Here is a 13,583-nt window from a genome sequence, read left to right as displayed (position 1 = left end):
ACTCAGACCCAGGCCCCGCCTCGCCGTCCTCCTACCGGCCGCGGTGACCGCCTTCGTCACCCTCCTGTCCGGCACCGTGCACGCAGCCCCCGAGCCCGTCGGCACCCTCAACCCCGTTCACCCACGTACCCAACACCTCGACGAGGCGCTCGGTATCGACGACACCACGCCCGTCCTCAGCTGGGGAACGACCGCCCGCACCCCGGGCGCCCTGCAGACCGCCTACCGCGTCCAGGCGGCCAGCTCACCCGAGCGCCTGCGCTCCGGACGGCCCGACCTGTGGGACTCCGGCAAGGTCTCCTCCGCCGTACCGGAGACCACCTACGCGGGCCGCGCTCTCGGCTCCCGCACCCGCGTCCACTGGCGCGTCATGCTCTGGTCCGGCACCCACCGCGGCGGCTCCGGCTGGAGCGAACCGGCCGTCTTCGAGACCGGCCTGACCCGGGCGTCCGACTGGAAAGCACAGTGGATCACCCACACCGACTGGCGGCTGAGCGAACGCGAGATCGAGCCCGTCGTCGTCAACCTGCCCCGCACGACGGCCCGTTACCTACGCCTCGACGTCACCCGCCTCGGCCTGCCGCTCAAGGAGAGCGTCGACGCCCGCACTTGGCGCCTCCAACTCGGCGAGATCGACGTCCGCGACTCCGCGACCGCGACCACGGGCCTCGCCAAGGGCGCCGCGGTCACCGCGTCCGAGACGACCACCGTCCGCAAGACCTACGAACCAGCCCTCGCCGTGGACGGCCTGCCCAACAGCGCTCTGCAGACCGCCGCCGGCTACTCCAGCGCCGCCCACACCTCCGCCGACACCTCGGCCGCCCCCGTCACCCTCACCCTCGACCTCAAGGCCGCCAGGACTTTCGACCAGGTGGCGCTCTACCCGCGCGCCGACGTGCTCACCGCCGACGGCCGCGTCCCGCACTTCCCCGTCGACTACGCCCTGTCGGCGGCCGACGCCCCGACCGGCCCGTACACCACACTCGCCGAAGTCACCGGCCGGCAGCCGCCGAAGCCGTACCTCCCCGCCGGACTGCCCCTGCTCGCCGACGACTTCACCCTCCCACGCGGCATCCGCAGTGCCCGCCTCCACATCGCCGGCCTCGGCGTCTACGAGGCCACCCTCAACGGCGAACCGGTCGGCGACGCCGTGCTGGAGCCCGCCAACACCGACTACCGCGAACGCGTCCAGTACGCCACCCACGACGTCACCGACCGCCTGCGCGCAGGCGCCAACACCCTCGGCGTGGCCCTCGGCAACGGCATGTCCAACGTCGTCAGCACCGCCGACCGCTACCGCAAGCTGTACGGCAACATCAGCGACCCGAAGCTCATCGCCCAACTGGAGGTCACCCTCGCCGACGGCACGGTCCGCACGGTGACCAGCGGCGACGACTGGCGCACCACGCTCGGTCCCACCACCTCCAGCAACTGGTACGGCGGGGAGGACTACGACGCCCGCCGCGAGATCCCGCACTGGGACGAGCCCCGGGGCGACCGACGCTCCTGGGACCGGGCGGTCACCGTGACGGCACCCGGCACCGCCGCCGCGCCCGCCGTACTCAGCGCCCGCGAGACCGAACCGATCCGGGTCGTGGAGACGCTCACCGGCAAGGAGGTCGACGGCGCCCACGGCAGCCGTGTCTTCGACCTCGGCCGCAACATCGCCGGCTGGCCGGAGCTCACCGTCAGCGCCCCCGCCGGGACGGAGATCCGCGTCCATCCCGCCGAGAGCCTCAAGGACGGCCACGCCTTCCAGTCCATCAGCAACGTCGGCGCGCCCCTGTGGGACAGCTACACCACCCGCGACAGCCGCACGGCAACCTGGCACCCGAGGTTCAGCTACCACGGCTTCCGCTACCTGGAACTGAAGGGCGTGCCCGAGGGGGCCGAGGTCGCCGTACGCGGCAAGGTGCTGCGTACCGACAACGCCTCGGCCGGCACCTTCACCAGCTCCGACCCGCTGATCAACGGCATCCACGGGCTGATCCGCCGGGCCGTCGAGGGCAACATGATGAGCGTCCTCACGGACTGCCCGAGCCGCGAGAAGCTCGGCTGGCTCGAACAGGACCAGCTGGTCTTCCCGGCGCTCGCCGCCAACTTCGACATGCGGGCCCACCTGCGCAAGATCGTCCGCGACATGGCCGACGCCCAGACCGCCGAGGGCCTGATCCCGAGCACCGTCCCCGAGTACACGAACCTCCCCGGCGCCTACCGCAACGACTCCAACTGGGGCGGTGCCTTCGTCCTGGTGCCCTGGCAGCTCTACACCACCTACGGCGACCGGGACACACTGCGCACCTACTACCCCCGGATGCGGCAGTACGCGGCCTTCCTCGAGACGCAGGTCTCCGGTGGCATCCTCGACTGCGGCCTGGGCGACTGGTTCACCCCGGACCGCACCTTCCCGCGGGCGGTGGCCGGCACCTACGGGTACTGGCGCGTCCTCGACGCCCTGAACCGGATCGCCACCGTCCTCGGCGACGACACGGCCGCCGCGGACTACCGGGCGAAGGCCGACACCGCTGCCCGGGCACTGACGGCGAAGTACTACGACCGGGCGACCGGCACGTTCGGTGGCGGAGGTCATGGCGCGGAGGCCCTCGCTCTCGACATGGGCGCCCATCCGGCGGGGGAGAGGGACCGCCTGCTGGCCCACTTCACCGCGGCGGTCGAGACCGCGGGCCACCACCTGCTGCTCGGAGAGATCTCCCTCCCCGCCGCGTTCCGCGTCCTCTCCACGTCCGGCCGCGACGACATTGTGCACAAGATCGCCACGCGGACCACCAGCCCCAGTTACGGCTACCAGGTGCTGGCCGGGAACACCACGCTCGGCGAGTCCTGGGACGGCGGCCCCGGCCAGTCGCAGAACCACTTCATGCTCGGCGCCATCGACTCCTGGTTCACCGGCCGCGTCGCCGGCATCTCGCAGACACCCGACTCCGTGGGCTACGCGGAACTGCTCGTCGCCCCGGCCGTCGTGGGCGACTTGACCTCGGCGTCGGGTTCGTACCGGACCCCGTACGGCGTGGCCCGCACGGACTGGGCCCGCACGGCCGGCCGCTTCCGCCTCACGGTCGACGTCCCCGCCGGCAGCACGGCGGAGATCCACGTCCCAGCCGCCGGCGGCCACGCGTCAGCGCCGAAGGGAGCGCGTCTGCTCCGGTCCACGGCGACCGAGGCGGTGTACGCGGTCGGCTCGGGGCACTGGACCTTCCGCTCGACGCCGCCCCTGGGCGGTCACCCGTGATGGTCCGGGCGACGCACGGACAGGGCCGCGATGTCGTCGTCGAGCTGTCCGCCGCTGAAACGCAGCAGGGCCTGGTGCAGCCGGTCGAGCAGGCCCTGCGGCGATGCCGGATCCTGCCGCCCCATCCAGTCCTCCAGGGGGAAGAACTCGCCCGAGTGGTCCCGCGTCTCCGTCACACCGTCGGTGTAGAGCAGCAACTGGTCGCCCGGGGCGAAGGTCACGGTGTCGATCCGGTAGTGGTCTCCGATGAGCGTCGCCAGGTTGAGGGGCGGCGAGGGGGCGGTGGGCTCCAGTACGAACGTTTTCCCGTGGTGCACGAGCAGCGGCGGCGGGTGCCCGCAGTTCAGGAGTCTGATGTGGCCGCCGCCGTGCGGGATCTCGGCGAGAAGCGCGGTGGCGAAACGCTCCGGCAGGTCCTGGGTGGGGAACGCGGCGCTGTGCCGCCCCATGCTGGTCTCCAGACGATGGACGACGCTCGTCAGATCGGCCTCGTCGTGTGCGGCCTCCCTGAAACAGCTGATCACCGCCGAGGCCGCCCCCACGGCGGAGAGGCCCTTGCCGCGTACGTCTCCGAGGAGCAGCCGGACGCCGTACGGTGTCTCGGCCGCCTCGTAGAAGTCCCCGCCGATCCGGGCCTGCGCCTGGGCCGCCACATACAGCGACTCGATCTCGATGTCCTCGAAACGGCTGGGCAGGGGACGCAACAGCACCTTCTGGGCCGCGTCGGCGACGAGCCGGATCTGGAAGAGGGTCTCCTCCCGCCGGAGCCGGACGTGGCTCGCGTATGCGGCGGCCAAGGTGACCGCGGCGATCGCAGCCGCCGTGTACGGCGTCCCCAGGTCGGTGTAGACGAGGCTCAGCCCGATCATGACCAGCAGGCAGAACGCCCCCAGCAGGATCGTGGGGATCACGGGCCACATCGAGGCCGCCAGGGCGGGCGCGGCGGGCAGGAGGCGGCTGAAGGCGATCTCCCGCGGTGTGGCGAACGCCAGCGCGGAGATGAGGACGGTGAGAACCACCGGTGACAGCCGGACAGCTTCCCAACGGCCGCCGTGCGGGCGACGGCGTCTCGGTCGCCTCAAGGTAGGCACAAAACGCATCATATCCGGAACAAAGTGCGCTCTCGGTGCCCTGAGGCGCTACGAGGCTTTGACGGTCCCGGTCCCGGCTGTCACCGGACTCCGCCTCGCCCGGGCACGCTCGCCGAAGAGCAGCCTCAGCGTCCTGAACAGCGGCGGTCGGGCGGGGCCGCGTAGCAGCGCGGCTCCCTTGGCCTGCGCCGCCCGGGCCGTCAGGTCCTCGATGCCGATCATGGCGCGGAACAGGGGGCGGCCCTCCGGCGCCACGAGGTCGGCCATCGGCCGCCCGGCGTCCACCGACCGACGGGCCCGGTCGAGGACGTGGGCCAGCAGGGCCCGGGTACCAGAGGTGTCACGGCCGGATTCGAGGTCGGCACGGGTGACCCCGTACGTGTCCAGGGTCTCCTGGGGGAGGTTGAGACGGCCTTCCGCGAGATCCTCGGCCAGGTCGTTGACGAAGTCCAGGCGCTGGCTGCCGTCGATGTACGTCCGGCATGCCTCGCGGTAGCCGGCCGGGATGTCCTCGCCCGCCAGCAGACCGGCGATCAGCATGAAGGCGGGAAGGGTGTAGGCGTCGACGTACTCCTGGTAGTCCTCCTCGGTGGCGAAGCCCGCGAAGTCGAGGTCGGCCGGGGCGGCGGTGAGGAACTCCGTCACGCGGGCCCGCAGCGGCGGGTGGACGGTGATGGTGTGCAACAGGGGCCGGAGGTCGGGGTGGTCGGTGGTACCGCCGGCCAGCCCTTCACGGACCTGCTGCTCCCAGTGCGCGAAAGCGGTGGCGCGCTGGGCCGGCGGACCGCTGTCCAGGAGGGTGTCGGTGCGGTCCATGAAGGCCGTCACGGCCAGGAGATGGGGGAGGAGCTCACGACGCACCAGGAGGCGGGCGGCCAGATAGCTGCTGGGACGGTGGCGGGCGACGGTCCGTCGCTGCCGCGTGTAGTCGGCCCGCAGCCGTGCCGAGTCGATCCCGGCGGCGTCCAGCGCCCTGCCCCACCACGGTCCCACGGTCGGCCTCCTCGATCCCCGGTCCCGGCGACTTTGGGAGCCGGACGGCAACCCGGCCACCGTAGTCGGCGTGCGGACAGGGGATCGATCCGCGTGGTGCCGGAGCGCCCCGGCTCAGGCGGCGCTCTCCCCTCGGGCGACTCGGGCGACCAGGTCCAGCGCGATGTCGGTGATCATGTCCTCCTGGCCGCCGACCATGCCCCGCCGTCCGACCTCGACCAGGATGCTGCGGGTGTCCAGGTGGTAGCGGGCCGCGGCTGCCTCCGCGTGGCGCAGGAAGCTGGAGTACACCCCCGCGTAGCCGAGGCTGAGCGTCTCGCGGTCCACCCGTACCTCACGGTCCTGCAGCGGTCGTACGAGATCGTCGGCGGCGTCCATGAGAGGGAAGAGGTCACAGGCGTGCTTCCAGCCCATGAGGTCGGCGACGGCGACGAACGCCTCCAGCGGGCAGTTGCCGGCGCCCGCGCCCTGACCGGCCAGTGAGGCGTCGACCCGCACCGCGCCGTTCTCGACGGCGACGACGGTGTTGGCCACGCCCAGGCCGAGGTTGTGGTGGGCGTGGATGCCGAGTTCGGTGGCGGGGTCGAGGACGTCCCGGTACGCGCGGAAGCGGTCCCGTACGCCGTCCATCGTCAGCCTGCCTCCGGAGTCGGTGACGTACACGCAGTGGGCGCCGTACGACTCCATCAGCTTGGCCTGGCGGGCGAGTTCGGCCGGTTCGGCCATGTGGGACATCATCAGGAACCCGGCGACGTCCATGCCCAGCTCGCGGGCGGCGGCGATGTGCTGGGCGGAGATGTCGGCCTCGGTGCAGTGGGTGGCGACGCGCACCGAGCGGATGCCCAGCGCGTGGGCCTGCTTGAGGTCGTGCAGGGTGCCGATGCCCGGGAGCAGCAGGGTCGTGGGGATCGCCTGGTGCACGGCGCCGGTGACGGCCTCGATCCACTCCCAGTCGGTGTGGGCGCCGACGCCGTAGGTGACGCTGGAGCCGGACAGGCCGTCGCCGTGGGCGATCTCGATGGCGGCCACCCCGGCGGCGTCGAGGGCGGCGGCGATGGTCCGGGCCTGCTCGACGGTGTACCGGTGGCGGACGGCGTGCATGCCGTCCCGGAGGGTCACGTCCTGGACGTACAGTTCGGTGGTCATGCGGTAGCCCCCTGTCGCGCGCGGTGGGCGGCCATGCGCTCGGCGGTGCGCAGCGCGGCCGAGGTCATGATGTCGAGGTTTCCGGCGTAGGCCGGGAGGTAGTGGGCGGCGCCCTCGACCTCCAGGAAGACCGACACCTTCATCGCGTCCGTGCCGACGGCGCCGGCGGGGAGCAGGCCGCGCAGCGGGTCGTCGGAGGGCACGCGGTCGAACTGCACCTTCTGCTTGAGCCGGTAACCGGGCACGTAGGCATGGACCCGGCCGACCATCGCCTCGACCGACGCGGTGACGGCCTCGGTGGCGCAGTCGGACACCAGGCAGTGCACGGTGTCCCGCATGATCAGCGGGGGTTCGGCCGGGTTGAGGACGATGATCGCCTTGCCCCGGGCGGCGCCGCCGACCTGCTCGATCGCGGAGGACGTGGTCTCGGTGAACTCGTCGATGTTCGCCCGGGTGCCGGGCCCGGCCGAGCGGGAGGCGATGGACGCGACGATCTCGCCGTAGTGCACCGGGGTGACGGCGCCCACGGCGGCGACGATCGGGATGGTGGCCTGGCCGCCGCAGGTCACCATATTGACGTTCGGGGCGTCGAGGTGGGCGTCGCCGTTGACGGGCGGGACGACGTACGGGCCGACGGCGGCCGGAGTGAGGTCGACGAGGGTACGGCCCAGTGGGCGCAGTACGTCGTCGTGGTGGCGGTGGGCCCCGGCCGAGGTCGCGTCGAAGACGAGGTCGACGTTGGCGAACTGGTCCAGCCCGACGAGCCCCTCGACGCCCTCGTGGGTGGTGGCGACCTTCAGACGGCGGGCGCGGGCCAGGCCGTCGGAGTCCGGGTCGATCCCGGCCATCGCTACGACGTCGAGACTCTCCGAGAGGCGCAGCACCTTGATCATGAGGTCGGTGCCGATGTTGCCCGAGCCGATGATGGCGGCCTTGGTGCGGGGGCGGGTCACTGGGTGTCTCCTTCCGTTACGTCCGTTTCCGTTCCGCCCGTATCCGTTCCGTCCGTGGCGAACGCGACGCGCACCGAGCCGAGGTCCGAGATCGTGGCCTCGAAGACGTCGCCGGGGCGGGCGGGGACCATCGGGCCCAGGGCGCCGGTCAGCACGAGGTCGCCCGCACGCAGCGGATCTCCCCGCTCGGCGAGGGCCGAGGCCAGCCAGACGGCCGCGTTGAGGGGGCTGCCGAGGCAGTCGGCGCCGCTGCCCTCGGAGACGGTCGCGCCGCCGCGCGTCATGGCCATCGTGACCGTGCGCAGATCGATCCGGGTGAGCGGTACGGGGGTGGCGCCCAGGCCGTACAGGCCGCAGGAGGCGTTGTCGGCGACGGTGTCGACGAGGGAGATGTCCCACCCCCGTACGCGGCTGTCGACGATCTCCAGAGCGGGCAGCGCGAAGTCGACCGCGCGCAGCACGTCGACGACGGTGCACTCGCGGTCCGGCAGATCGCGGCCCAGCACGAGCGCGACCTCGGCCTCCACCTTGGGCTGGAGCAGCCGTCCGGCGGGCACCTCACCACCGTCGGGGACGGCCATGTCCGCGAAGAGCGCGCCGAAGTCGGGCTGGTCCACACCGAGCTGCCGCTGGACGGCGGGAGAGGTCAGGCCGATCTTGCGGCCGACGATCCGGCGGCCGGAGTCCAGGTCGCGCCGGACGCCCAGCTGCTGCACGCCGTAGGCGGCCTCCAGATCGCCCTCGTCGAACAGGGTCCGCACCGGCGGGCAGGCGATCCCGGTACGGGCGGCCTCGGCCAGCAGGTCGGCGGCCTTCACCACGGCCGGTGGAACGGCGTCCGGGCGGACGCCGTCGAGCTCGGTCGACACGAGGTACCTCCAGGGGGTGCGGGGTGCGCGGTGCGGGGGGTGTGGGCGAGCGAGGGGCTTCGGCACGCCCGACGGCACCACCCGGTATAGACACCACCACCCCGGTCGGACAAACTTCGTTCCATGTCACGGAACAACGCGTCCGGCAGCATGCTGGAGAAAGCGGCAGCCATCCTGGAATGCTTCAGTCCCAGCGGCGGTCCGTTCCGCTTGTCGGAACTTTCGGAGCGTACGGGCCTGCCCAAGCCGACCGTGCACCGGCTGGCGGCGGACCTCGTCCATCTGGGCTGGCTGGAGCGCTCGGGCCACCGGTACCGGCTCGGCGGGAAGCTGTTCGAACTCGGCTCGCTGGTCCCGCACCGCCTCGATCTGCGGGAGACGGCCCTGCCCTTCCTCCAGGACCTGTTCGAGGCCACCCGGGAGACCATCCACCTCGGCGTCCGCGAGGGCCTCGAGGTGGTCTACCTGGAACGCATCCACGGACACGAGGCGCTGCAGCTGCCCTCCCGCATCGGTGGCAGCCTGCCGCTGACCTGCACCGGTGTGGGCAAGGCCCTGCTCGCGTTCTCCGGCGCCGAGCTGACCGATGAGGTGTTGTCCCGGCCGCTGCCGAGCCTCACACCCCACTCGATCACCGATCCGGCCCGTCTGCGCATGTCCCTGGAGAAGATCCAGGTCTCGGGGCTCGCCTACGAGGAACAGGAGGCCGCCCCGGGCGTGAGCTGCATCGCCGCCCCCGTGTTCGCCGGCGACACCACGGTCGCCGCCCTCTCCGTGGCCGTCCCACGCGCACGCTTCAGCCCCGCCCAGCTGGCACCGGCGGTGCGTACGGCGGCCCTGGGGCTGTCCCGTGTGCTGCGTGGCGGAGTCGGCGTCTGACCGGCGGCTCGCTCGGTGAGGGCGTGCCTCACCCGGTGCCGGGTTGGACGAGCTTGTAGAAGAGGCGGGCGCCGGCTCGCTGGGCGGACTGACGCAGGCGCATCGCGGCCGGGCGGGTCGCGGCGGCCGGGGGTGAGGCGGCCAGGCGGGGGAACAGGGCTTCGGCGTTGGCGCGGTTGACCGCGGGGAGAGCGGCCTCGTCGAGGCCGTGGGCGAAGTACTGGCAGGCCACGGTCGGTGCGAAGGGCCAGTCGCTGCCGAACAGGATGCGGTCGGGGCGGGCGAAGGCGAGCAGGGAGGGCAGGGCCGCGGAGCTGGAGGACAGCGCGGTGTCGAAGTAGAAGGAGCGGAAGTCGTCCAGCGCGTCCAGAGGACTGCGGCCGGTGTCGCTCGCGATGGCCACGGCCATCCGGTGGGAGGCGTACGGCACGAAGCCACCGGCGTGGCTGAGGATGAACCGGATGTTCGGGTAGGTGCGCACGATGCCGTTGCGGACGAGGAGGTAGGCCGCGCGCGTCGTGTCGAGGAGGAAGTCGGCGGCGAACGGGGGGATGCCGTCGACGCGGGTGCGGGCAGTTCCGCCGGGTGGACGAACGCGACGGCACCGTGTTCGTCCAGGCGCCGCCACAGGGCGTCCTGGCCTTCGGCGCCGAGGTAGACGCCGTGGTTGTTGCCGAGCAGGGTGACGCCGTCGGCGCCCAGTTCCGTCAGCGCACGCTCCGCCTCCGCCGCCGAGGCGTCGGTGTCGGGCATGGGCAGGGTCGCGAACCAGCCGAAGCGGCCCGGGTGGTCCTCGGGGAGGGACGCCGAGAAGTCGTTGAGCCGGCGGGCCAGGTCCACGGCCTCGTCCGGATCGGTGAGGAAGGCGGTCCCGGGGGTCGAGACCGAGACGATCCCGATGGCGGTGCCGAGCAGGTCCATCAGCTCCAGCGCGGCCTCCGGGCTCCAGTCGGGCAGGGTCCGCCCGCCGGCCTCGGCGATGCCGGCCTTGGCGAGACGGTCCCGGTAGAAGGGCGGGACGAGGTGCTGGTGGACGTCGATGCGACGGGGGGAGCCGGACATGACGCGGCCTCCTTCGCGGTGAGTAGGGCGAGGATGCAGGGGGTGAGCGTGGACCGAGGCGGATCCGGTGTGGCGGAGGAGTCGGCCGGAGGGGCGGGTGTGCTCGGCAGGGATGTCGGCTCCGGCCGGGGGGCGTCGGCTCCGGCAGGGGTGTCGGCCTCAGGCCGGGGGCCAGGGGCCTGCGGAACTCCTGGGAGGATCGGTGGACGGGTCAGACGAACGTCACCGACACCTCGCCCAGACTGCTGAAGCGTGCCTCGACCTGCTGGCCCGCGCTGACGGAGGGGGCGGTCGTCATGGCGCCGGGCAGGACCAGTCGGCCGGGTTCCAGGGTGGTGCCGAAGGCGGCGAGTGTGTTGGCCAGCCAGGCGACGGCGGCGGCCGGATGGCCCAGTACGTCCTTGCCGCTGCCGGTCGCGACGCGCTCGCCTCCGACGATCAGGTCGACAGTGACGCCGGCGAGGTCGGACACGTCTTCCAGCGGCGTCCAGGGGCCGCAGACCAGGCCGGCGGAGCTGGCGTTGTCGGCGACGGTGTCGACCAGGGCGATCCTCCAGTCCCGGATGCGGCTGTCGACGATCTCCAGGGCGGGAGCGACCGCCTCGGTGGCTTCGAGTACGTCCTCGACGGTCACCTCGGGGCCGCACAGGGGGCGGGCGAGACGGAAGCAGATCTCCGGTTCGACCCGCGGGGCGCAGTAACGCGCGGCGAGAACGGCGCTGCCGTCGCGGTGGACCATGTCGTCCAGCAGGTGGCCGAAGTCGGGCTCGTCGACGCCGAGGAGCTGTCGCATCGCGGTCGCCGTCAGGCCGACCTTGTGGCCGACGACCGTGGCGCCGTCGGCCAGGCGCCGCGCGATGTTGTCCTGCTGGACGGCGTAGGCGTCGGTCAGGTCAAGACCGGGCAGCAGGGCCGACAGCGGGTCGATCGGTGCCACGTGGTGCTCGGCGTGGCGCAGCAGCCGGGCGGCTTCCCCGCGCTCGGGCGCGGTCAGGGCCATCCGTCACTCCTCATCCCGTTGCTCGTCATCTCGTCGCTCCTGATCCCGCCGCTTCTGACCCCTCTGCCTTCGACGCCATGCGGGCGGCCGCGTCGTGGACCAGCTGTGCGTGCAACTCGAACATCGCCACCAGGTCGACGGCGTCGCCGCTGATCTCCCGGTGGACGAACAGACCGTCGGCGCCTGCGACGGCGTAGACGGTGAGGGCGCGTACGGCGTCCTCGTCCAGGTCTGGGAAGAGCGTCGCGACCACTTCGGCGATCTTCTGGTTGGCGATGTCGCGGACCTGGAGGAACACCGTCCTGCCCCGGGGCTCGGTGGGGCGGCGCTCCAGGGCGAGCATGAGGCCCAGACGCAGGAAGTCGGGGGCGTCGACGAGCGACTTCGCCACGTTCACCGCCATGGCGGTGGCCCGCTCGAGCGATGTGCCGGTCTCCTCACCGGGCAGCTCGACGGCCGCGAGCCAGCTCTCGAAGCTGCGCTCGATCACCGCTGCGATCAGGTCGTCCTTGTCCTTGAAATGCCAGTAGATCGAGCTCGCGGGCAGCCCGCACTTGGCGCTGACCGCCGCGATCGACGTGCCCTCGTACCCCCGCTCGCCCGCGATCTCCACGGTGGCGTCGAGGATGCGCTGCCGCGACTCCATCCCGTTCGCACGCTTCTTCCGCGTCGTCTGCGGTCTGGTCATCGGATGTGCCCTTCCTGCCGTGCCTCGCCCTTGACCGTCTCCAGCACCCACTTTACCGTAGCGCTCATTCCAATTGGAACGACCACTACAGCAAGAATCAGTAAGAGCCGACGGCAGCACAGGGACGACAGTGAGGTGGCCTGGTGAGCGGGATCAGAGCCGAGGAGAGAGCCGAGGACGTAGGCGAGGACATAGGCGAGGACATAGGCGAGGACAGTGCGTATGACGTGGCGGTGATCGGCTACGGGCCCACGGGTGTCACCGCCGCGAACCTGCTGGGGGCGATGGGCCTCAGGACCGTCGTCCTGGAACGCGACGCCGAGGTCTACTCCCGTGCCCGGGCCATCTCCACCGACGAGGAGGTCGTACGCATCTGGCAGCGCGTCGGTCTGGCCGACCGGCTCAAGCAGGACATGCTGGCCGAGCGGCCACTCGACTTCGTCGACGCGCGGGGCCGGGCCTTCCTCAGCGCGCACCCCACCCCGCGCGGCCACGGCCATCCACCGCAGATGTTCATCTACCAGCCGGCGCTGGAGCAGGTCCTGCGCGACGGCACAGCCCGTCATCCGAACGTCGAGGTCCTGCTGCGGCACGAGTGCCTGCGGCTGCGGCAGGACGCCGACGGTGTGGAGCTGACCGTGGTCGGCACCTCCGACGACTCCGTCCGCCGGCTGCGCGCCTCGTACGTGATCGCGGCCGACGGCGGCTCCAGTCTCACCCGCGCGCAGCTGAACGTCGGTTACGAGGGGCGTACCTACGAGGACCGCTGGGTGGTTGTCGACACGGAGGTGCTCAAGCCCTGGCCGGACCACGACCGGCTGCGCTTCCGCTGCGATCCGGCCCGCCCGGCCGTGGACTGCCCGACGCCCCTCGGACACCACCGCTGGGAGTTCCCGGTCCTGCCGGGCGACGACGAGACGTACCTGACCAGCGACGACGCGATCCACGCGATGGTGGCCCGGTACGGGATCGGCCGGGACAGCATCAGGATCCTGCGGGCCACCGTCTACAGCCACCACGTGCGCTTCGCCGCCCGCTTCCGGGTGGGCCGCGTCTTCCTGGCCGGTGACGCCGCCCACGCCATGCCCCCGTGGATCGGCCAGGGCATGGCCGCTGGGGTGCGGGACGTGGCCAACCTGTGCTGGAAGCTCGACGCCGTACTGCGCGGCGAACTGCCCGAGACCGTGCTCGACAGCTACGAGGCGGAGCGCAAGCCGCACGTCAAGGAGGTCACCAGGAGGGCGGTGTTCGTCGGGCGGATCATCACCGAACGGCGGCGCGCGGTCACCCGCGTCCGTGACTCCGTGCTGCCGGTCCTGATCCGGGTGCCGGGCTTCAGCGGCCGGCTGCAGGACTCCCACTGGATACCCGTCGCCCACTACGCAGAGGGGCTGCGGGCCCGCCCCCGCGCCAAGGCGACCGGGCACCAGATCCCCCAGCCCTGGGTGACCGGGCCCCACGGGGAGCGGGTGCGGCTGGACGACGCGCTCGGCGGCCGCTGGCTGCTCCTGCACGCCGGACCGGTCACACCCCAGCCCGGATGGGACCGCCTGGGCATCCCCTCGCTCACCGTCACCCCTGCCGGCTCCCACCCCGCCGAGGGCACCCTCGTCGACACCGACGGCGTCCTGCTGCCCTGGATGACCGGGCAC

Annotated in this window: 10 protein-coding genes and 1 pseudogene; 3 read left to right on the top strand and 8 right to left on the bottom strand. The window is 72.0% G+C overall.

The genetic code is table 11. The annotated features are described in order from the left end of the window. Positions 1–3,250, top strand: a 3,250-nt coding sequence (locus FNH08_RS28305) for a family 78 glycoside hydrolase catalytic domain (RefSeq protein ID WP_152774364.1), incomplete at its 5' end; no start/stop codon positions are given. Here the strand turns inward: FNH08_RS28305 and FNH08_RS28300 are convergent. The 5 genes from FNH08_RS28300 to FNH08_RS28280 form a co-directional block, all read right to left on the bottom strand. Next, on the bottom strand, positions 3,241–4,269 hold the full coding sequence (locus FNH08_RS28300) for a PP2C family protein-serine/threonine phosphatase (protein ID WP_322725599.1): 1,029 nt from the start codon (positions 4,267–4,269) through the stop codon (positions 3,241–3,243). The two genes, FNH08_RS28305 and FNH08_RS28300, sit on opposite strands and share 10 nt — an antisense overlap. A 120-nt stretch (positions 4,270–4,389) precedes the next feature. Then, positions 4,390–5,334: a phytoene/squalene synthase family protein gene (locus FNH08_RS28295; protein ID WP_322725598.1), complete on the bottom strand. Its 945-nt coding sequence runs from the start codon at positions 5,332–5,334 to the stop codon at positions 4,390–4,392. 114 nt (positions 5,335–5,448) lie between these two features. Next, entirely contained in the window at positions 5,449–6,480 is a 1,032-nt protein-coding gene (dmpG, locus tag FNH08_RS28290) for a 4-hydroxy-2-oxovalerate aldolase (protein WP_152774362.1), read from the bottom strand. Continuing rightward, positions 6,477–7,433: an acetaldehyde dehydrogenase (acetylating) gene (locus tag FNH08_RS28285; RefSeq protein ID WP_322725596.1), complete on the bottom strand. Its 957-nt coding sequence runs from the start codon at positions 7,431–7,433 to the stop codon at positions 6,477–6,479. The genes dmpG and FNH08_RS28285 overlap by 4 nt, the downstream gene beginning before the upstream one ends. Beyond that, the gene (locus tag FNH08_RS28280) at positions 7,430–8,302 is read right to left on the bottom strand and encodes a 2-keto-4-pentenoate hydratase (RefSeq protein WP_322725595.1); all 873 of its coding nucleotides are present in this window, start codon (positions 8,300–8,302) and stop codon (positions 7,430–7,432) included. Before FNH08_RS28280 ends, FNH08_RS28285 begins: the two co-directional genes overlap by 4 nt. Before the next feature lie 150 nt (positions 8,303–8,452). Between FNH08_RS28280 and FNH08_RS28275 the strand changes: the two genes are divergently transcribed. Then, positions 8,453–9,181: an IclR family transcriptional regulator gene (locus FNH08_RS28275; protein ID WP_152774366.1), complete on the top strand. Its 729-nt coding sequence runs from the start codon at positions 8,453–8,455 to the stop codon at positions 9,179–9,181. A 28-nt stretch (positions 9,182–9,209) separates the two neighbouring features. Here the strand turns inward: FNH08_RS28275 and FNH08_RS28270 are convergent. The 3 genes and pseudogenes from FNH08_RS28270 to FNH08_RS28260 form a co-directional block, all read right to left on the bottom strand. Beyond that, positions 9,210–10,243, bottom strand: a pseudogene (locus FNH08_RS28270) (amidohydrolase family protein). A 211-nt stretch (positions 10,244–10,454) separates the two neighbouring features. Continuing rightward, the gene (locus tag FNH08_RS28265) at positions 10,455–11,243 is read right to left on the bottom strand and encodes a 2-keto-4-pentenoate hydratase (protein ID WP_152774361.1); all 789 of its coding nucleotides are present in this window, start codon (positions 11,241–11,243) and stop codon (positions 10,455–10,457) included. Between the two features lie 25 nt (positions 11,244–11,268). Further along, positions 11,269–11,931, bottom strand: coding sequence for a TetR/AcrR family transcriptional regulator (locus FNH08_RS28260; RefSeq protein WP_152774360.1), 663 nt, complete (start codon positions 11,929–11,931; stop codon positions 11,269–11,271). Positions 11,932–12,122: 191 nt separating this feature from the next. Between FNH08_RS28260 and FNH08_RS28255 the strand changes: the two genes are divergently transcribed. Then, a partial coding sequence (locus tag FNH08_RS28255; RefSeq protein ID WP_322725601.1) for a bifunctional 3-(3-hydroxy-phenyl)propionate/3-hydroxycinnamic acid hydroxylase occupies positions 12,123–13,583 on the top strand: 1,461 nt, incomplete at its 3' end.

Origin of the sequence: Streptomyces spongiae, assembly GCF_009377185.1 — a bacterium.
In the GTDB taxonomy this organism is placed as follows: Bacteria; Actinomycetota; Actinomycetes; order Streptomycetales; family Streptomycetaceae; genus Streptomyces; species Streptomyces spongiae.
Note: the sequence above shows the minus strand (reverse complement) of the source record. Positions and strands in the feature narration are given on the sequence as shown.

Coding starts and splice junctions, on each gene's coding strand:
- dmpG (WP_152774362.1), bottom strand. CDS start 6,480: ATGACCACCGAACTGTACGTCCAGGACGTGACCCTCCGGGACGGCATG.
- FNH08_RS28275 (WP_152774366.1), top strand. CDS start 8,453: ATGCTGGAGAAAGCGGCAGCCATCCTGGAATGCTTCAGTCCCAGCGGC.
- FNH08_RS28265 (WP_152774361.1), bottom strand. CDS start 11,243: ATGGCCCTGACCGCGCCCGAGCGCGGGGAAGCCGCCCGGCTGCTGCGC.
- FNH08_RS28260 (WP_152774360.1), bottom strand. CDS start 11,931: ATGACCAGACCGCAGACGACGCGGAAGAAGCGTGCGAACGGGATGGAG.